The organism is Tsukamurella pseudospumae (assembly GCF_001575195.1).
GTDB lineage: Bacteria > Actinomycetota > Actinomycetes > Mycobacteriales > Mycobacteriaceae > Tsukamurella > Tsukamurella pseudospumae.
Genome location: NZ_LSRF01000011.1, coordinates 60,488 through 79,439, shown reverse-complemented (window position 1 = coordinate 79,439; position 18,952 = coordinate 60,488). Strand labels below are relative to the sequence as shown.

The window sequence follows — 18,952 nt, the reverse complement described above, 5'->3', positions numbered from 1 at the left end:
TGATCAGCCGCGACACCGTCGGATCGGAGGCGACCTGGCCCATCACCTGTGGTTGGGTGCGGAGCTGATCGAGGTCGGCCAGGCAGTCCCCGCCCGCCGCGATCGACACCGCCAGATCAAGCACCGTCTTCCCCGGATCGTGGATCGCGTTCGGCTTGCGCCACGGCATCAACGCACTGGTCAGAGCCGCGGTCAGACCGACCGTCTCGGCGGTACGAAGCAACAGCACTGTCCCGGCATGCGAGACGAGGTTCGTTCCGGCCGCGTCGACCGACACCTTCGGGTAGCAGGACGTAGACTGACTCACCAGAAAGGTGCTCCTTCGAGACTGGAAATAGGTTGGTGTGGTAACCCCTATTCTTCCAGCTCAGAGCACCTTTCTTCATGTCCGACACGACCTCACCCGCGAAAGGCCGAGGTTAGCCGAGGCGTTTGACGGCATCAACTGCGGACTCGACCTGGGCGTGTTGGTAGCCGGTTCCCGCCCACAGGTTGATCGCGTCTGGATTGCCGGACAGGGTGCGCCGGAACCCTGTCGTGAGAGTATTGACGGCGGGATACTCAGGAACCGCGCGTTCATTAAACTGATCAATGAAGGTGTTTCGGAGGCCTCTGGCGGCGCGCCCGCTAAAGGCACGGGTAACCACAGTCTCGGTTCGCGTCGGATCGGCGAGCGCCGCAGCGTGGGCTGGCTTGGTTCCGGCCTCGGTGGTCCGCAGGAGGACGGTGCCCACCTGAACTGCCACCGGCCCAAGTCCCCGCGCCGCATCTGCTTGCTCCGCCGTGGCGATACCGCCCGACGCAACGAGCGGGAGGCTGACCGTCTGACGGACGTCGCGGATGAGGTCATGAAGCGGCTGGATTGGAGGTGCGATGTCGCGCGTGTAGGTGGCGCGGTGCCCTCCCGCTTCGGGGCCTTGCACGCAGATCCAGTCCGCGCCCGCGTCTGCTGCTGTCAGCGCGTCGTCGGCGGTCGTGACGGTGACTCCGACGCTGGCACCGGCCTTGTGGAGGCGATCGATTGTTCGCGGCGTCGGACAGCCGAACGTGAACGACACGACAGGAACTTCGTGGGCACAGACCAACGCGAGCTTCTCGTTGTAGTAGTCATCGTCGGCACCAATGTCATCGAGCTCCGGGAGCTCGACACCATGCTGCTCGGCGTACGGGATGAGTGCCCGCCGATAGTCAGAAAGCGCCGCGCCGTCGATCGGCCGTTCCTCGGGGACGAACAGGTTGACGCCGAACAGATCCGCCTCACGCCGGACGGCCTGAATATCCGCGCTGAGCTGTTCGGGAGTTCGGTATCCGGCGGCGAGCTGGCCGATACCGCCTGCCCGTTCGGCAGCGACAACCAGAGAGGGCGTCGAGGGACCGCCGGCCATCGGGGCGGCGACGACTCGAGTGTGAAGATCTCTGAAGTCAAACATACTGCTGCACCTGCTTTTTGATATGGCGTTCGTGCCGGATGTGCACGAGGATGGTGACGATGACGGCGGCGGACACGATCGCTGCGGCGATGCCAAAGGCTGCAGTGAAGGCAGATCCGAGGACAGGTGCGACCACAACGGGACCGAGCATCTGGCCCAGGCCATAGACAGCAGTGAGCGGGCCACCTGCGTTGGCACCGCGCAGCTCGACGCCGATTTGGATTGCGAGCGCAGTCACTCCCATGAAGGTTCCGCCAAACAACGCTGCGGCCACGAGGGCGGCGGGCGCCCCGCCGCTGAGCGCGGGTATGGCGGCGCCAATCGCCTGGAGCGCCAGGGCGGCGGCGAGCGCTGGTCGGATCCCGATCTTTTGGCCAAGGGCGGTCCAGATGATCGTGCCTGGTGCGGCTGCAACACCGGCGATGATCCACGAAATGGGCCCGAATCGGTCTCCAGCGGTACTCACCACTGAGGCTACGAGAAACGTGCCAACGACGATGTAGCCGACGCCCTCAAGGAAGTAGAGAGCCAGGACGGATCGCCAGCCGGGCAGATTCTCGTGCTGATCGAGGAGCTCGCCTTGCGGTCCGGGGATACGTTCGCGGGGCGCCAGCCGGACGATCGGGATCAGTAGGCAGGCAGTGACGACCGCGAGGACGAGCCACATCTGCTTCCAGTCCGCAAATTCTGCCATCGCTAGCACAACGAATCCGGTCAGGGCGATGCCGATCCCGACCCCAGAGAACCCGATTCCGGTCAGGAGTGCCAGCCGCCTTTTGTCGGCGTTGATGCGTGCGAGCTGCTGGACGCAGCACACGAAGAGCCCCGCGCTCGCCGCCCCCGCAATTAGCCGCCACACTGACCACCACACGGGCGAGTCCAGCAGCACCATCGCGATCTCACTGATGAACAGCGAGAGGGCCGTCGCGACGATGAATCGCGGCTGACTGCCCCACCTCGGCCGGATGGTCAGGGCAACAGCGCCTAGCAGGTAACCTGCATAGTTCGCCGTCGCTACCACTGCACCAGCGTTCGATGACATCCCAGTCTCACGAATCATGACCGGAAGCAGCGGCGTATAGGCGAACCGTCCGACGCCCATCGCAGCGGCGAGCCCGGAAGCAGCCGCCGCGGCAACAGCCGTACCTGCCACGTCGGTTCGGTCTCGTGTGCCGCCCGGAGGCATTTCGATGCGATTGGCCATACGTTCGACGGTATGGCGATCGTTCGCAGCCGTAAAGGACTGCTGCCGTATGAGCTATACACTCGCCGTATGGAGCTAGAGCTTCGGCATCTGCGAGTCCTGGTTGCGCTCACCGATTCCGGTAGTCACACCGCAGCAGCCCGAGTGCTTGGCGTGTCACAGCCAACCGTGACGCGAACTGTCCAGCAGATGGAGGCGATCGCAGGTACACCGCTCGTACAGCGGGGAGGAATCGAACTGACTGATGCCGGCGTCGAGGTCGTCGAACGGGCACGCCGCGTGCTCGCCGAAGTTGAGGCACTCGGCCAGGACCTCGAGGGAAGAGGAGTCATCCGACTCGCCTTCGCCTGGCTGCTTCCCGAAGCGTGGTATCGGGCGGTGCGACGCTCAGCGGTCAGCGCTGGTAACAGCACAGCCATCTCGCGCGTTGACGATCCGATGGCAGCGCTTGTTGCTGGTACAGCAGATGTCTCGATCCACCGGGAGCCGCTGCCGCGTCCGCCTGCTGGTATTCGAGTCGCGACTATCGGCACCGAGCATCGAGTTCTCGCCGTCAGTGAGTACGACCCGGCCTTCCCGACGAATGAGCCAGTCCGTTGGGACGACGTCGCACGACGTCCCGTCGTCGTCAACACGGTGTCGGGTTCGACGACTGCGGAGTCATTGCCAGGCGGCCCGGACGATACGCAAATCGTTGAGTGCCAGAATTTCGACGAATGGCTTGAGCTGGTCGCGTCTGGTGAGGGAGTCGGACCGGTGCCAGAGATTTGCGCACGCAGGGTGCTACATCCGCACGTGCGGTACTTGCCGCTACTCGGCGCGCCGGCGACTCATGTTCAGTTGGCGTGGCGTGGGAATCCAACGCCAGCGAGTCGGATTAGAAGCTTTGTTGACGCCGCGGTTACGCACCCGCTGACCTAGCCCCCGCAGACAAGGGTCGGCCCCGCATCCCGGGCGGGATGCGGGGCCGATCCGGGCGTGAACGTTACCGGCGGTGCTTCGCCCGTGCGCTCGATGCCTTCTGCGCGGCCCTGTCGGCCTCGCGCTTGGCGGCGCGGCGCTCGGAGCGCGTGCCCTGCGGCTCATCGACGTTCTGGGAGATCTCCGTGAGGTCGCCCGACTCGGAGGGGCCCGAGAGCGTGATCTTCTCCGGATCCGGCTCGGCGAGGGCCTTGCTCAGCGTGAGCGGGGCATCGTCGTCCTCGGACGGGGCCGCCGCGCCCTCCTCGGGCTGCTGGACCTGCACCTTGAACAGGGTCGAGACCGACTCCTCCTTGAGTCCTTCGAGCATGCCGTTGAACATGTCGAAGCCCTCGCGCTGGTACTCGACCACCGGGTCGCGCTGGGCGATCTGGCGCAGGCCGATGCCCTCCTTGAGGTAGTCCATCTCGTAGAGGTGCTCGCGCCACTTCTGGTCCAGCACCGTCAGCAGCACGGACCGCTCGACCTGGCGCATGGTGCCCTCGCCGGCGGCCTTCTCAATGCCCTCCTGGTGCGTGTCGTAGGCGCCGTGGATGTCCTTGAGGAGGATGTCCTTGAGCTCGGAGCCGGTGATCTCGTCGCGGTCGCCGTTCTCGTCCTCGCCGACGACCTGCTTCCAGTCCAGGCCGATCGGGTACAGCGTGCGCATCGCCGTCCACAGTTCCTCGAGGTCCCAGTCCTCGACGTAGCCGGTGGCGGTGGCACCGTCGACGTACGCGGAGACCACGTCGTCGGTCATGTGGTTGACCTGGTCGAACAGGTCCTCGCCGCGGAGGATCTTGCGGCGCTCGTCGTAGATGACCTTGCGCTGCTCGTTCTGCACGTCGTCGTACTTGAGCACGTTCTTGCGGATCTCGAAGTTCTGCTGCTCGACCTGCGTCTGCGCGCTGCGGATCGCGCGGGAGACGAACTTGTTGTCGATCGGCACGTCGTCGGGCAGGTTGACGCGGTTCATCCACGCCTCGATCTGTGCGCCGTTGAACCGCCGCATCAGTTCGTCGCCCAGCGACAGGTAGAACCGGGACTCGCCCGGGTCGCCCTGACGGCCGGAGCGACCGCGCAGCTGGTTGTCGATGCGCCGCGATTCGTGCCGCTCGGTGCCGAGCACGTAGAGGCCGCCCGCGTCGCGCACGTCGTCGGCCGCCTCTTTGGACTCCTTCTTGATCTTCTCGATCGTCTCGTCCCAGGCGGCCTCGTACTCCTCGGCCGTCTCGACGGGGTCCAGGCCGCGCTCGCGCAGCGCGAGGTCGGCGAGGATGTCCGGGTTACCGCCGAGCACGACGTCGGTGCCGCGGCCGGCCATGTTGGTGGCCACCGTCACCGCGCCGGGCGTGCCGGCCTTGGCGATGATCGCCGCCTCCTGCTCGTGGAACTTGGCGTTGAGCACCGTGTGCGGGATCTTCTGGCGCTCGAGCTGGCGCGAGAGGTACTCGGACCGCTCGACCGACGTGGTGCCGATCAGCACGGGCTGGCCGGCCTCGTGACGCTCGGCGATGTCCTCGACGATGGCCGAGAACTTCGCCTCCTCCGTCTTGTAGATGAGGTCCGTCTGGTCCTTGCGGATCATCGGCTTGTTCGTGGGGATCGGGATGACGCCCAGCTTGTAGATCTGGTGCAGCTCGGCGGCCTCGGTCTCGGCGGTACCCGTCATGCCCGAGAGCTTCTCGTAGAGGCGGAAGTAGTTCTGCAGCGTGATCGTCGCCAGCGTCTGGTTCTCGGCCTGGATCTCGACGTTCTCCTTCGCCTCGAGGGCCTGGTGCATGCCCTCGTTGAAGCGGCGGCCCGCGAGCACGCGGCCGGTGAACTCGTCGACGATGAGAACCTCGCCCGACCGGACGATGTAGTCCTTGTCGCGCTCGTAGAGCTCCTTGGCCTTGATCGCGTTGTTGAGGTAGCTGACCAGCAGCGAGTTCGCCGAGTCGTACAGGTTCTCGATGCCCAGCTGATCCTCGACCAGCTCGACGCCGGCCTCGTTCACGCCGATCGTCTTCTTGCGGATGTCCACCTCGTAGTGGACGTCCTTCTCCATCAGCGGCACGATCCGGGAGAACTCCGTGTACCACTTGCTCGAGCCGTCGGCCGGGCCCGAGATGATGAGCGGCGTGCGGGCCTCGTCGATGAGGATCGAGTCCACCTCGTCGACGATGGCGTAGTTGTGGCCGCGCTGGACCAGCTCCTCCTCGCTGTGCGCCATGTTGTCGCGCAGGTAGTCGAAGCCGAACTCGTTGTTGGTGCCGTAGGTGATGTCTGCGGCGTACGCCACGCGGCGGCGGTCCGGGTCCTGCCCGGCGAGGATGCAGTCCACCTCGAGCCCGAGGAAGCGGTGCACACGGCCCATCCAGTCCGCGTCGCGCTTGGCGAGGTAGTCGTTCGTCGTCACCAGGTGCACGCCGTCGCCGGCGAGCGCATTGGCGTAGGCCGCCATGACCGAGGTCAGGGTCTTGCCCTCGCCGGTCTTCATCTCGGCGATGTCGCCCTGGTGCAGCGCGCCCGCGCCCATGATCTGCACGTGGTAGGGCTTCTGCCCGAGCACGCGCCACGCGGCCTCGCGGGCCGTCGCGAAGGCCTCGGGGAGGATGTCGTCGAGGGTCTCGCCCTTCTCGAGGCGCTTCTTGAACAGCTCGGTCTTGGCCTGGAGCTTCTCGTCGGAGAGCGCCTCGTACTCGTCGTTCAGGCTCTCCACGTAGGAGGCCAGGCCGTCGAGCCGCTTGACCATCCGGCCTTCGCCGAACCGCAGCACCTTGGAGAGAACCACTGAGCAACCTCAATCCCGTGATGAAAACGATCTTTGCCAACGCGTCGCGCGAACGGCACGACAGCACGGATCCCGGCCACCTGTCGGGCGACCGGGATCCATGGTAGGCGAAACGTCAGGTCAGGCGGAGGAGGCCGTAGTCGAAAGCCTTCCGGCGGTACACCACGGACGGCCTCTCGGTCTCCTTGTCGAAGAACAGGAAGAAGTCGTGACCGACCAGTTCCATCTGCGACAGCGCGTCATCGACCGTCATCGGGGTGCCCGGATGGTCCTTGATGCGGACCACCTGACCGGGCAGGTGGTCCTCGACGAGATGGGCGTACGGATCACCGTCGGACTCGTCGACCGGCGCGTCGGGCAGGGCCGACGGTGCCGTGGCCTCCGAGACCGACACCGGGGTCCGGTTGCCGTAATGCACCTTCTTGCGATCCGACGCCTTGCGCAGCCTGCTCTGCAGCCGGGTCAGCGCCGTCTCGAACGCGCCGTAGAAGTTCTCGGCCGCCGCTTCGGCCCGGGCGACGCCGCCCTTGCCCCGGACGGTGAGCTCGAGCCGCTGGCAGGCCTTGGACTGCCGCGGATTCGGCTCGTGGAACAGGTTCACCTCGAACATCGTGATCGTGGAGCGGAACTTCTCCAGGCGGGCCAGCTTGTCTTCCAGGTAGACGCGGAAGTGCTCGGGCACCTCCACGTTGCGGCCGTCGATGGCCACGGGGGCGTTGGGCGTGAGGAAATCCTTGTCGCGCTCGTCGGCAACGTGGCCGGGTTCGCGGAAGGGGTCGACCTCGACGTTGGGGGTCGCGTGGGCGCGATTCGTGTCGCGCGAGGACAGAAGGGTCATGTGGAACCTTTCATGCGGGCCCACAGCCTCTACGCTCGGCCGGATCACTACTCCGGCGCGTGGTCAGATGCGTGACTGCAGGCTCAGATTCGAACGCCGGGCGGACTGCCGGGCGCCTCGGAAGTGCGACATCACCCCCTCGATCTCGAACCGGAAAGGTACCCCCGAAGATAGCCCGCGTTCTCTCTTCCCGCCAGGATTTGGTCGCTGTGAGTTCACTGGCGCGTCACCTGCGGTACGAAATCTGCTATCGCAACGAAGCGGCCGGCTCATGCCCCTCTCACGACAAGGCGAGCACCGCGCAGGCGATGTAGGCTTACATCATGAGCCATCGGACGCAGATCACCCTCGAGGACGCGCAGTACGAGCGTCTCCTCGCGGAGTCGCGCGCGTCGGGGCTCGGGCTCGCCGAACTGGTCCGCCGCGCAGTCGACAGGACCTACGGCGCCCCCGATGCCGACGAATTCGACGCGGCCCTCGACCGGAGCTTCGGGTCCTGGGGAGCCGAGACACCCGACGGCGCGGAATACGTCGAGTCGATCCGCCCGGCCAGGAAGGACAGGTTCACACGGTGGTAGCCGCCCCGCCGATCCTCCTCGACACCTCGATCCTCATCGACCACCTCCGCGGGAGGCCCGAGGCCCACGAGAGGCTGTCGGCGTCCCGCCGCGAGGGTCGCCACCTGCTCGCCTCGGTCCTGACGCGCACCGAGGTACTCGGCGGCATGCGCGCGTCGGAGAAATCGTCCACCCGCGCCCTCCTGTCGGTCTTCGAATGGATCGAGGTCTCGCAGGAGATCGCGGACGCCGCCGGTGCGCTGGCCCGCGAGTACCGTGCGTCGCATTCCGGCATCGATATCGCCGACTACGTGATCGCGGCGACCACCACCGCATCGGGCGCCGAACTCTGGACCCGCAACGTCAAGCACTTCCCGATGTTCCCGGGCCTCTCGCCGCCGTACTGATTCACGCCGCGGCGAGGGTGATCGCCGCGGCGACGGTGACGCCCCGTCGGGCCAGGACGGCGACGGACTCGGCCAGGGTGGCCCCGGTGGTCACGACATCGTCGACCAGAACGACGGTGCCGGGGTCCGGCAGGGCGCGCACCCGGACGGTGCCGCGCACGTTGCGCGCCCGCGCCGCGGCGCCCAGCCCGACGGACTCGGCCGCACCGACGGACCGGAGGACGGGCGAGACCGTCATCGGCCGGACCGGGGCGGCCGTGCGAGCCGCGGCCCGGCACACCGCTGTCACCACATCACCGCCGCGGCGCCGCGCCGCCCACGCCGTCGTCGGCGCCGGGACCAGGACCAGCGGCGCACCGTCGAACTCGCCCCACGCCCCCAGACGGAGCAGCGCGTGCGCGAGCCCCCGGCCCAGCGGCGCCGCGAGATCGCCCCGGCCGCGCTCCTTGAGCTGCAGGACCGCGCGGCGCCGCGCACCGTCGTACCGGCCCAGCGTCCAGACGGGCACCCCGGCGGGCACCGTCGTGCGGATCAGGGCCGGGACGTCGTGCAGGGCCGCCTCGCAGCGGCCGCACCAGCGCACGCGGGGCGCCCCGCACCCGCCGCAGGTGCGGGGCACCGCCAGCTCGACCAGGTCGTCCACGCCGCCGAGGACACCGCGCACCGCACGCTCGACGCGCATCGCTCCCCCGCTCCCGGCGCGACTACCCCGGCAGCACCGGGTTCGCCCGGCCCCCCGCCAGACGGTCCACCTGGCTCCAGTATTGCGCGTCGTTGTCGGGCGCGACGCCGATCTCCCAGACGCCCGACGAGTCGGTGGCGTACACCGTCGAGCTCGACGCCGCGACGCTCGTGACCGGCGGCGACAGGTTGCGGCTCGCCAACGGCGTCGTGTCGCCGGCGTCGTAGCGCACCATCAGCACCGGCGAATCCGAGGTGTTGCGGCCGACCACGAACTGGTCGCCGGACTGCCAGTCGATCGACGACGCCGCCGGCTCCCGGTCGGTGATCACCGACTGCAAGTGCGTGATCCGCGTCTGCCCGGTCGACGCGGTCTGCACGACGCCGACCAGCGCGCGACCGCCGACCACGAGCGCCACCCGGACGCCGTCGCGCGAGAGCCGCAGCTCCGTGATCGGCCCCGGCGCGGCGGCCGCCACCTCGCCGGAGTCCACGTCGGAACTCGACACCTCGCCCGTCGTCTGGTCCACCCGGAGCTTGACCACCCGCGCACCGTCGATCACCGTCCAGACGCCGGTGTCGTCCGGCGTCCACGAGGGACGCGTCATGGATACCGCGGCGGTGAGGACCTGCGTCGGCACGCCCCCGTAGGGCCCCAGCGTCAGGGAGGTTCCGGGCCCACCGCGTGCTCCCGCGTCGAGCACCGCGGCCACCTGCCGTCCCGAACTCGACAGCCCGACCGAGCGGATCGAGGTGCTCGCACCCAGCGGCCCCGCGACCGGCGTCACCTGCGAGCCCGAGACCTTGACGAATCGCCCGTCGAGCACGCCGTGCAGGCCGACGGCGAGGTCCGAGGACGCGTTCGGGCTGAGCGACGCGACGTCGTTGGGGTTCCAGCCGGCCTGATGCCTCTCGTCGAGGGGGGAGCCGTCGACGGTGATCACGTACGGCCCCTGCACCTCGGCCCCGGAGAGCGACCACACGACCTGCCCGGCGACCAGTTTCGCGACGTCCGGCTCCACGCGCGGCAGGCCCGTGAAGTCCACGTGGACGCCGGCGAAGCCGACGCCGGGGTCGCGCTGGTCGCCGTTCGCGTCGGTGACGGCGCCGCGCACCGCCGCGGAGCTGCCGAACGGGTTCAGCACCGCGTCCTTGAGACTCGCGCGGGGACCGCGGACCAGGAGCATGAGCAGGTCCGCGGCGAGCTTGGGCCGCGGGCTGGCCAACCACCGCGCATCGGGCACCAGGGTCCGGCCCGTCGGATCGGGGAAGTACAGCAGGTGGCGCCGGTACACCGAGCGGAACTGCGTCGTGTCGATGACCAGCATCGGGGTGTCGCCGACCGAGCTGAGGCCCTGGATCCGCCACTGCCCGTCGACCTGGACCAGCTGGACGTTCTGCGTGATGGACTGCGTGGTCGGCTCGAGGGTGCCGTCGGCGCCGAAGAAGCCGGTGGCCTGGGCGCGGATCGTCGCCTTGATGAGGTTGGCGGAGCGCTCGCCCGGCAGCACGTCGATGTCCTTGACCACGACGGCCTGTTTGGGCACCTGCCAGTTGCCCGCGCCGTTCTGCACCAGGAACTTCCGCGACGCGGCGTAGTTACCGTCGGCCACCGCGTTGGCCTTCAGGAAATCGCGCACGATCGTCTCGGGCTGGGCGTCGCGCCGCGGCCCGATGTCGCGGTCGGGGGCGGTGGTCCCGCCGCCCAGGTCGCCGATCACCCGGGGGTTCGTCGAGTCCGGGATGTTGCTGCACCCGGTGAGCAACAGCAGCCCCGCGAGCGCGAGCGCGAGGAGCCTACGCGTCATCGGAGTTCCCCTCCACGCCACCGGCGCGCCGCATCGTCGACTTGAGCGGCAGCGGGCTCACCGTCACCTTGCCGCCGCGCGCGCGGGGAAGGGTCAGCCGGAAGCAGGACCCGCTGCCGGGTTCTCCCCACGCCTCGAGCCGCCCACTGTGCAGGCGCGCGTCCTCGATGCTGATCGCCAAGCCCAGGCCGGTACCGCCGGAGCGGCGCACCCGCGACGGGTCCGAGCGCCAGAACCGGTTGAACACGAGCTTCTCCTCCCCGGGCCGCAGGCCCACGCCGTAGTCGCGGACGGTGACGGCCACGGCATCGTCGTCGGCACGCATCGTGAGGATCACGGGCTTGCCCTCGCTGTGGTCGATGGCATTGGCCAGCAGGTTGCGCAGCACCCGCTCGACGCGCCGCGTATCGGCTTCGACGATGACCGGATCGTCCGGCATGTCGAGGATGAGCTCGGTGTCCGACTGCTCCGCGAGGTGCCGAACGGTGGCCATGGCCGAGGCGATCGGCACCTCGATGTCGATCTGCTCGGAGTGCAGCTCGGCGACACCGGCGTCGTGCCGCGAGATCTCGAGCAGCTCGGCGAGCAGCGTCTCGAAGCGGTCCAGTTCCTTCTGCATCAGCTCGGTGGTGCGGCGCAGGCCCGGGTCCAGATCGTCGGCGGAGTCGGCGATCATGTCGGCGGCCATGCGCACCGTGGTCAGCGGCGTCCGCAGCTCGTGCGAGACATCGGAGGTGAACTGGCGTTGGAGGTTGCCGAACTCCTCGAGCTGGTTGATCTGCTTGGACAGCGACTCGGCCATGTCGTTGAAGCTCATCGCGAGCCGGGCGATGTCGTCCTCACCGCGCACCGGCATGCGTTCCTTGAGCCGTCCCTCCGCGAACCGCACCGCGATCCGCGCGGCCGACCGAACGGGCAGCACCACCTGCCGCGCGACCAGCAGGCTCACCGCGGCGAGCAGCACCAGCAGCACGCCGCCGCCGGTGTACAGCGTGCCCTGCATCAGCGTGAGGGTGTTCTCCTCCTGCGTCAGGGGGAACACCAGGTACAGCTCGAGCCCCTGGATCGAGGACTGCACCGGCGTGCCGATCACCAGCACCTTCCCGTATCGGCCCGTCGTGTCGGTCACCGTCGCGTGCTGGTACGCGGTCTGCCCGCTGCGCACGAAGGTCTGCAGGGTCTGCGGGACCTCGGTCTCGTTCCCCGACACCGTGGGCGGCCGGCCCGCACCGTGCGGCACGATCAGCACCGGGTCGTAGTTGCCGGACCGCGCGGCCGTGGGCCCCACGTCCAGGCCCTGGCTGACCAGGCTCGACCGGACGCTGCGCAGCACGGACTCGACACCCTCGGTGCGCGGCTCACTGCGCCCGAGCGCGATCTCCAGGCTCTGCTTGACCCGGGCGGTCTCCTCCTTGCCCGCGGTCAGCTTGGCGTCGATGAGCTGCTTGGCGATCTGCGAGGTGAGCACGAAACCCAACAGCAGCAGCACGGTCAGGCTGAGCACCAGCGTCTGCGTCACCACGCGCAGCTGCAGCGAACGGCGCCACACGCGCCCGGCGTAGGACAGCCCCATGCCCGCGTACCGCGCACCGTCGCGCAGCACGACGGCGGGGTCCGAACGGACCGCGCGCACCGCGTCCCGCGCCCAGTCCGCCAACCGGGCCGCTCCGGCCCGCGTGCTCACGATCGGTGGGGTTCCGTCACGCCGGCCCCGCCTTGTAGCCGACCCCGCGCAGCGTGAGCACGATCTCCGGGTTCTCCGGGTCCTTCTCGATCTTGGCGCGCAGCCGCTGGATGTGGACGTTCACCAGGCGCGTGTCCGCGGGGTGGCGATAACCCCACACCTGCTCGAGCAGCACGTCGCGGGTGAACACCTGGCGCGGCTTGCGGGCCATCGTGACCAGCAGGTCGAACTCCGTCGGCGTCAGCTGGATCACCTCGCCGTCACGGGTGACCTTGTGGGCCGGGACGTCGATGATCACGTTGCCGATCGAGAGCAGCTCGCTCGGTTCGTCGTCGGTACGGCGCAGGCGCGCCCGCACCCGCGCGACGAGTTCCTTCGGCTTGAAGGGCTTGATCACGTAATCGTCCGCGCCCGACTCCAGGCCGAGCACCACGTCGACGGTGTCCGCCTTCGCCGTGAGCATCACGATCGGGACCGAGGAGTCGGCACGCAGCACGCGGCACACGTCGATGCCGTTCATGCCGGGCAGCATGAGGTCGAGCAGGACCAGGTCGGGCCGGAACTCGCGCGCCGCGCTGAGCGCCTGCGTGCCGTCGCCCACCACGGTCGAGTCGAAGCCCTCGTTGCGCAGGACGATGGTGAGCATCTCCGCCAGCGCGGGATCGTCGTCGATCACCAGGATGCGGGGTTTCATGGATCCATACTGTCACCTCGCGCGGCGTGTCCGGTTCTGCGACACCGGCCACCGGTGAATACGATCGGCGGCCATGGGACGACTCGTTGCGATCGAGGGCCTCGACGGTGCCGGGAAGAACACGCTGACCCGCGCGGTCACAGCGCGGCTCGAGGCCGCGGGCCGGACGGTGACCGCGCTCGCCTTCCCCCGCTACGGCACGCAGTTCGCCGACCTCGCGGCGGAGGCGCTGCGCGGCGGCAACGGCGACGTCGCCGAGTCGGTGTACGGCATGGGGCTCCTGTTCGCCTTCGACCGGCAGGCCGCCGCGCCGGACATCCGCGCCGCGCTCGAGCAGCACGACGTGGTGCTGCTCGACCGGTACGCCGCGTCCTCGGCCGCCTACAGCGCGGCCCGCCTGCACCAGGGCGCCGACGGTGCCGTGGCCGACTGGGTGCGCGAGACCGAGTTCGGCCGGTTCGGCCTGCCCGTCCCGGACCTGCAGGTGTACCTGGACGTGCCGGTGGCCCTCGCCGCCGAGCGGGCGCAGCGCCGCGAGGCGGACGACGCCTCCCGCGCGCGGGACGCCTACGAGACGGACGCGGGCCTGCAGACGCGCACCGGCGCCGTCTACACCGGCCTCGCCGAGTCCGCGTGGGTCTCGCCCTGGCGGATCCACGGCGCGCACGACGCCCCGGAAACACTGGCCGACGCGATCGCAGCGCTTTCCTGAAGAACAGGTCTGTTATTCACGCAAGTCCCACCCGCACCGGTACTACGGCGCAGTACCGTGCGACACGAAACTGACTCGTCAGTAACCGGAAGGGACAACCGTGCGGATCCTCGGGGCCGGCGCCGCTGCGGGCGCCGCAGCGCTGTTGCTGGGCGTCGCCGGCGCGGATGCGGCATCGATCCACGCTCCGGCGCCCGCGCGCACCACCGGGCCCGAGCTCGTCGCCCAGGCCGCGATCGGCATCGCGGACCTGCGCCCGCCCGCACCGTCGGACGCGCCGCCCGCGCCCGCGCCGCGGCACGTCCCCATTCCCCCGCGTCCCGAGGCCGTCAAGGTCGCGCCCGGTCCGCTCGGCATCCCCGGCGCCGCGTACGCCGCATACCAGGGCGCGGCCGACCGGATGGCCCTCGAGGCGCCCGGCTGCGGCATCGAATGGAATCTCGTCGCGGCGATCGGCCGGATCGAGTCGGGGCACGCGGACGGCGGCAACGTCGACGCCACCGGTGTCACTCTCACCCCCATCGAGGGGCCGGTCCTCGACGGCACGCTCGCGGGCAACGCGGTGATCCGCGACGGTGCAGGGTACGCCCGCGCGCTCGGCCCCATGCAGTTCCTCTCCACCACCTGGGCACTGTTCGGCGGCGACAACTCCGGCGACGGCAGGGCCGACGTCAACAACGTCCGCGACGCCGCGTACGGCGCCGCGCGCTACCTGTGCTCCAGCGCGTCCGGCCTGCAGTCCGAGGCGCAGCAGCGGATCGCGGTGTTCGCCTACAACCAGTCGAACTCCTACGTCGACAACGTCGTGGCCTGGGCGAAGGCGTACAAGGACCGCGCGATCCCGGTGGGCGGCATCCCCGACATGACCGCCCCCGTCGCCCCGCCGAAGGAGCTGCCCAAGCCGCTGCCGCCCGGCCAGGTGGTGATCGTCGGGTGCGGCACCCCCGACGGTGCCGCGCGCCCCTCGGACGCCCGCCCTTCCGCCCCGTCCGCCAAGCCCACACCCTCGGCGTCCGCCCCGCCCTCGGTCGCGCGCTCGGTCAAGCCCTCGGGGCCGGCGGCACCGTCATCCGCGGCCCGCGGGCCCGACGGTAGGCCGCTCCCCACCGTCGTCGACTGCCCGAGCCCGCCCGGCGCCCCGTCGCCGGGCCCGGCCCGGCCTGCGGCTCCCGCCCCGATCGGCCCCGGTGGGGCGCTGGCGATCGCGCCGAGCGGACCGTCGACCGGCGCAACGAGCCCGGCCCCGGCTCCGTCCTCCGCCCGTCCGGCGCCGCCGTCCGCGCGCCCCGCGCCCTCGTCCCGGCCGGCCGCACCGTCGTCCTCGCCGACGGTGCCCCGTCCCCCGCGCTGAGGCGGATTTCCGCGGCCCGGGCCTGCGGATACGATGGAGGACGTTATGAGTGCGGTTACCGAAGACGCGATCCGGTCGGCCCTGGCCACCGTGAACGACCCCGAGATCGGCAAGCCGATCACCGATCTGGGGATGGTGAAGTCGGTCGCGGTGCAGGCCGATTCGTCGGTGGACGTCGAGGTGTACCTGACCACCTCCGCGTGCCCCATGCGCACGCAGATCGTGGACCGGGTGCGGACGGCCGTCGCGGACGTGCCCGGCACCGGCGAGGTGCGCGTCGAGCTGGACGTGATGAACGACGAACAGCGCGCCGAGCTGCGCAAGACGGTGCGCGGCGACAAGGCCGAGCCCGTGATCCCGTTCGCCCAGCCGGGCTCGCTGACCCGCGTGTACGCGGTGGCGTCGGGCAAGGGCGGCGTGGGCAAGAGCTCCGTGACCGTGAACCTCGCGGCGTCGCTGGCCGCCCGCGGGCTGTCCGTGGGCGTGCTCGACGCCGACATCTACGGCCACTCCGTGCCGCGCATGATGGGCACCGACGCGCGGCCCACCCAGGTCGACTCGATGATCATGCCGCCGCAGGCGCACGGCGTGAAGGTGATCTCGGTGGCCATGTTCACCACCGGCAACACGCCCGTCGTGTGGCGTGGCCCGATGCTGCACCGCGCGCTGCAGCAGTTCCTCGCCGATGTGTTCTGGGGTGACCTCGACGTGCTGCTGCTCGACCTGCCGCCCGGCACCGGTGACGTCGCGATCTCGATCGCGCAGCTCATCCCCGGCGCGGAGATCCTCGTGGTCACGACCCCGCAGACCGCGGCCGCCGAGGTCGCAGAGCGGGCCGGCGCCATCGCACTGCAGACCCGCCAACGCGTGGCCGGGGTCATCGAGAACATGTCCGGGCTCACGCTGCCCGACGGTTCGGTCCTCGACGTCTTCGGCTCCGGCGGCGGCGAGCAGGTCGCGGCACGACTGACCCGTGCGGTGGGCGCGGATGTGCCGCTGCTCGGCCAGATCCCGCTGGATCCGCAGCTGCGCGAGGCCGGCGACGCCGGAACGCCCGTGGTGCTCTCCGCACCGGATTCGCCGACGGGATCCGCCCTGCGTGGCATCGCCGACAAACTGGCCGTCCGCAAGCGCGGCCTCGCCGGCATGTCGCTGGGGATCGATACCACCCGCCACCTGTAGCCCGACAGTCCGCTCGCCCGACGGCCCGCCCGGTTGAGGGGGATCGTGAGATCGGGCCTCTGCGCGGGCAGGCGCCGGGTAGGACTTCCGCTCGACACTCGGATTCTGTCCGAGTCGGTCAGCGTGTCCGAGATGGACGGAATCCGAGTGTCACCGGAGAGTCCATCGTCCTGTGTTGCCGGCCCCGCCGGCGTACCTGCTCGGCCTCCCCAGGCACTGCGTCCGCGCCGGTAGCAGGTAGGCGGCTACGTGGCGTCGGGGTCGAACGGCGGCCGCTCGTCCGGAGGCAGCGGCTTGTGCATCCGCGGCATCGTCGGGACCGGGCCGGCGGGTACCTCGAGCGGAGCCGAGGACGCCGCAGCGGGTGCGCCGGCACCGTCGACCACCTTGCGCAGGTTGAGCGAGTCGGCGGTGGACCGGACCTGGTCGGACATCTCGCGGATCACGGTGTCGTCGCCGTTCAAGAGGTGCTTGGTGACGATCGCGGTGGGCGTCATCCCGCGCAGGTTCTGGATCTGCTGCAGGGGCTCACGGATCGCGTCGAAGTCGCCGCCCATCTCGTCCTTGAGCTGCTGCGTCGCGCCGGTGGCGTAGTCGCGCACCTGCCGCATGGCCGTGAAGAACCAGTTGACCGCCCCGGGAAGCCGCTCCGGCCCCAGGATCACCAGACCCACGACGACCAGCATGAGGATCTCCCCCATACCGAGATTCGAGAACACCCCGCCATGCTACGGGAAGCTCAGGACCGCGCGCACGGGGCGGCCGCCTCAGCTGAGCGGTTCGGGCGTCACCTTGATCGGGACCTGCCGGCCGTCCCGGGCCACCGTCACCGTCGTCTCCTTGCCCACGCCGACGGCGCGGATCGCGACGATGAGGTCCGCGGACTCGGCGACCTCCGTGTCGCCGACCTTGGTGATGACATCGCCCTCGCGGATGCCCGCCTTGTCGGCGGCGCCGCCCTTCTTGACGTTCTCGACGCGGACGCCGGTCGCGGTGTCGTTGCTGACCTCACGGCCGTTGACGCCGAGGTCGGCGTGGACCACCTTGTCACCGCGGATGATCGCCTCGGCGATCGGGAACGCCACGTTGGAGGCGATGGCGAAGTTGAGGCCGATCGACCCGCCGCCGGGCGCGAGCCCCAGCGTGTTGACGCCGATCACGCGGCCCTTCAGGTCGAGCAGCGGGCCGCCGGAGTTGCCGGGGTTGATCGACGCGTCGGTCTGCACGGAGTCGAAGGCCGCGGGCGGGTTGGGACCGTCCGCGGGCCCCTGGACCGGACGATGCGTCGCGGACACGACGCCGGAGGTGACGGTGCGCCGCAGCCCCAGCGGGGAGCCGATCGCCACGACCTGCTGGCCGGGCAGCAGCTCTCCGGAGTCGCCGCGGGAGATCTGCTGCAGACCGTTGACGGCGACCTTGATCACCGCGACGTCGGTGTTCGGGTCGGTGCCCACGAGCTGCGCGGGCGTTCGGGTGCCGTTCCAGAACACGACCTCGATCTTGGCGTCCTTGTTCGTGGCCGCCGTCTCGATGACGTGGTTGTTGGTCATGATGAAGCCGCGCTCGGCGTTGATCACCGAACCGGACCCGGTCTCGCCGGTGGTGCGGGTGCGCACCTCGATGGTGACGACGCTGGGGCCGACCTTCGACACCATCTCGGCGATGGCGCCCTGGTCGGTGACCTTCGTATCGTCGACGGGGAGCGTGACCCGGGAATCGGTCAGCTTCTGGATCGTGGTGCCGGTGATCCGGCCGATCGCGCCGCCCAGCAGGCCGATGACCAGGGCGATCACGCCCAGCACGACGAGCGCGCGGACGGACACGCGACGGCCGAAGAGCACGTCGCGCACGCCCAACTGCTCGGGGTCGGGCTGCGGGACATCCCGGGGCGGGGCCTTGACGCCGGGCTCGCCCAGCGCGGCGAGCGACTCGGTGTCGCGCCACGGGTCGGCGGGTTCGGGTTCTGGCTCCGCGTCGAGCGGGCCGGCGTAGGGGTCGCGCTGCAGGGCGTCGGTGCTGCCGGCGGGGCGGGAGAACGCCTCGGTGAGCACGGGGTCGGGGGCCGCGGACTGCGGCTGCGGGCGGCCGTCGACGGCGCGGCGTACCGCGTCGGGCGCGAAGGCACCGTCGACCCCGTCGGGCCGGCCGAAGACCACCTGCTCGCCTTCCGAGACCGAGGGACGGTGCGTGGGGCGCGGCTCCAGCCGGGGACGCTGGGCGTCGGAATCGGACGTCACGAGTCGAATCTACCGAGCGTTCCGCCGGCGGCCGCGCTTGTTGCGCGCGTCGCGTCGCGAGGACTCGGGCTGGAAGGTGGGGAAGCCCTCGAACGGGGCGCCGTGGCACTCGGTGGGGATCTGCGCGAGCTGGCCGAGGAGCCGGTGCGGGACGGTGATCTCGCCGGACTCGCGGAGCGCGGTGCGGACCTGCCGCTGCGCGTCCACCTCCGAGGCGCAGACTGCGCATTCCGCGATGTGCGTGCCGGCCCGCAGGTGCGCGTTCATGCGGAGCTCACCGTCGACATAGGCGACGACCGCCTCGTACGCCAGGTGCTCCGTGGACGAGAACTCACCGGGGCGACGGGCGAACGCGCGCTTGAAACTACCACTGAGGTGCTCCACGCCGCTCCCCTCCTCTACTCCGGTCAACCGGCCTACCGCCACAGTAC

Annotated in this window: 18 protein-coding genes; 6 read left to right on the top strand and 12 right to left on the bottom strand. The window is 69.9% G+C overall.

Annotation, left to right across the window (positions count from 1 at the left end; translation table 11 throughout):
• The 3 genes from AXK60_RS07880 to AXK60_RS07870 all read right to left on the bottom strand — a co-directional run.
• On the bottom strand, window positions 1–307 hold a 307-nt coding region (locus tag AXK60_RS07880), incomplete at its 3' end, for a transposase (protein ID WP_175399957.1).
• 112 nt (window positions 308–419) lie between these two features.
• Entirely contained in the window at window positions 420–1,430 is a 1,011-nt protein-coding gene (locus AXK60_RS07875; RefSeq protein ID WP_068570506.1) for an NAD(P)H-dependent flavin oxidoreductase, read from the bottom strand.
• The gene (locus tag AXK60_RS07870; RefSeq protein WP_244881055.1) at window positions 1,423–2,634 is read right to left on the bottom strand and encodes a YbfB/YjiJ family MFS transporter; all 1,212 of its coding nucleotides are present in this window, start codon (window positions 2,632–2,634) and stop codon (window positions 1,423–1,425) included. Before AXK60_RS07870 ends, AXK60_RS07875 begins: the two co-directional genes overlap by 8 nt.
• 12 nt (window positions 2,635–2,646) lie before the next feature.
• Here AXK60_RS07870 and AXK60_RS25705 point away from each other — a divergent pair, with 12 nt between their 5' ends.
• Window positions 2,647–3,555 (top strand): LysR family transcriptional regulator, encoded by a 909-nt coding sequence (locus tag AXK60_RS25705; protein WP_082777894.1) that lies wholly within the window; start codon window positions 2,647–2,649, stop codon window positions 3,553–3,555.
• Window positions 3,556–3,619: 64 nt separating this feature from the next.
• Here AXK60_RS25705 and secA read toward each other — a convergent pair whose 3' ends face one another.
• Both secA and hpf read right to left on the bottom strand, forming a co-directional pair.
• Entirely contained in the window at window positions 3,620–6,370 is a 2,751-nt protein-coding gene (gene secA, locus AXK60_RS07865; RefSeq protein ID WP_082777893.1) for a preprotein translocase subunit SecA, read from the bottom strand.
• A 115-nt stretch (window positions 6,371–6,485) separates the two neighbouring features.
• The gene (hpf, locus tag AXK60_RS07860; RefSeq protein ID WP_068570504.1) at window positions 6,486–7,208 is read right to left on the bottom strand and encodes a ribosome hibernation-promoting factor, HPF/YfiA family; all 723 of its coding nucleotides are present in this window, start codon (window positions 7,206–7,208) and stop codon (window positions 6,486–6,488) included.
• Window positions 7,209–7,531: 323 nt separating this feature from the next.
• Here hpf and AXK60_RS26860 point away from each other — a divergent pair, with 323 nt between their 5' ends.
• Together AXK60_RS26860 and AXK60_RS26855 are read left to right on the top strand one after the other, a co-directional pair.
• Window positions 7,532–7,786, top strand: a complete 255-nt coding sequence (locus AXK60_RS26860; protein ID WP_068570503.1) for a hypothetical protein — start codon at window positions 7,532–7,534, stop codon at window positions 7,784–7,786.
• On the top strand, window positions 7,780–8,172 hold the full coding sequence (locus AXK60_RS26855) for a type II toxin-antitoxin system VapC family toxin (protein WP_175399956.1): 393 nt from the start codon (window positions 7,780–7,782) through the stop codon (window positions 8,170–8,172). The genes AXK60_RS26860 and AXK60_RS26855 overlap by 7 nt, the downstream gene beginning before the upstream one ends.
• A gap of 1 nt (window position 8,173) precedes the next feature.
• Here AXK60_RS26855 and AXK60_RS07845 read toward each other — a convergent pair whose 3' ends face one another.
• The 4 genes from AXK60_RS07845 to mtrA all read right to left on the bottom strand — a co-directional run bounded on the left by AXK60_RS07845 (window position 8,174) and on the right by mtrA (window position 13,039).
• A complete protein-coding gene (locus tag AXK60_RS07845; protein WP_068570502.1) occupies window positions 8,174–8,854 on the bottom strand; it encodes a ComF family protein in 681 nt (226 codons plus the stop codon).
• A gap of 22 nt (window positions 8,855–8,876) precedes the next feature.
• On the bottom strand, window positions 8,877–10,661 hold the full coding sequence (lpqB, locus tag AXK60_RS07840; protein ID WP_068570501.1) for an MtrAB system accessory lipoprotein LpqB: 1,785 nt from the start codon (window positions 10,659–10,661) through the stop codon (window positions 8,877–8,879).
• Window positions 10,651–12,264, bottom strand: a complete 1,614-nt coding sequence (mtrB, locus tag AXK60_RS07835) for an MtrAB system histidine kinase MtrB (protein ID WP_244881057.1) — start codon at window positions 12,262–12,264, stop codon at window positions 10,651–10,653. The genes lpqB and mtrB overlap by 11 nt, the downstream gene beginning before the upstream one ends.
• A gap of 97 nt (window positions 12,265–12,361) precedes the next feature.
• The gene (gene mtrA / locus AXK60_RS07830) at window positions 12,362–13,039 is read right to left on the bottom strand and encodes an MtrAB system response regulator MtrA (RefSeq protein WP_068570499.1); all 678 of its coding nucleotides are present in this window, start codon (window positions 13,037–13,039) and stop codon (window positions 12,362–12,364) included.
• Between the two features lie 73 nt (window positions 13,040–13,112).
• Here mtrA and AXK60_RS07825 point away from each other — a divergent pair, with 73 nt between their 5' ends.
• The 3 genes from AXK60_RS07825 to AXK60_RS07815 all read left to right on the top strand — a co-directional run bounded on the left by AXK60_RS07825 (window position 13,113) and on the right by AXK60_RS07815 (window position 16,284).
• Complete coding sequence (locus AXK60_RS07825; protein WP_068570498.1) at window positions 13,113–13,751, top strand: dTMP kinase; 639 nt, start codon at window positions 13,113–13,115, stop codon at window positions 13,749–13,751.
• A 100-nt stretch (window positions 13,752–13,851) separates the two neighbouring features.
• Window positions 13,852–15,102, top strand: a complete 1,251-nt coding sequence (locus AXK60_RS07820) for a lytic transglycosylase domain-containing protein (RefSeq protein WP_068570497.1) — start codon at window positions 13,852–13,854, stop codon at window positions 15,100–15,102.
• Between the two features lie 45 nt (window positions 15,103–15,147).
• Window positions 15,148–16,284 (top strand): Mrp/NBP35 family ATP-binding protein, encoded by a 1,137-nt coding sequence (locus AXK60_RS07815; protein WP_068570496.1) that lies wholly within the window; start codon window positions 15,148–15,150, stop codon window positions 16,282–16,284.
• 245 nt (window positions 16,285–16,529) lie between these two features.
• Here AXK60_RS07815 and tatB read toward each other — a convergent pair whose 3' ends face one another.
• From tatB to AXK60_RS07800, 3 genes are read right to left on the bottom strand one after another with little or no spacing between them, the layout of a single operon-like run.
• The gene (tatB, locus tag AXK60_RS07810; protein ID WP_068570495.1) at window positions 16,530–17,003 is read right to left on the bottom strand and encodes a Sec-independent protein translocase protein TatB; all 474 of its coding nucleotides are present in this window, start codon (window positions 17,001–17,003) and stop codon (window positions 16,530–16,532) included.
• A 48-nt stretch (window positions 17,004–17,051) separates the two neighbouring features.
• Window positions 17,052–18,521, bottom strand: coding sequence for a S1C family serine protease (locus AXK60_RS07805; RefSeq protein WP_068570494.1), 1,470 nt, complete (start codon window positions 18,519–18,521; stop codon window positions 17,052–17,054).
• Between the two features lie 9 nt (window positions 18,522–18,530).
• A complete protein-coding gene (locus AXK60_RS07800) occupies window positions 18,531–18,905 on the bottom strand; it encodes a hypothetical protein (protein ID WP_068570493.1) in 375 nt (124 codons plus the stop codon).
• Window positions 18,906–18,952: the final 47 nt, after the last annotated feature.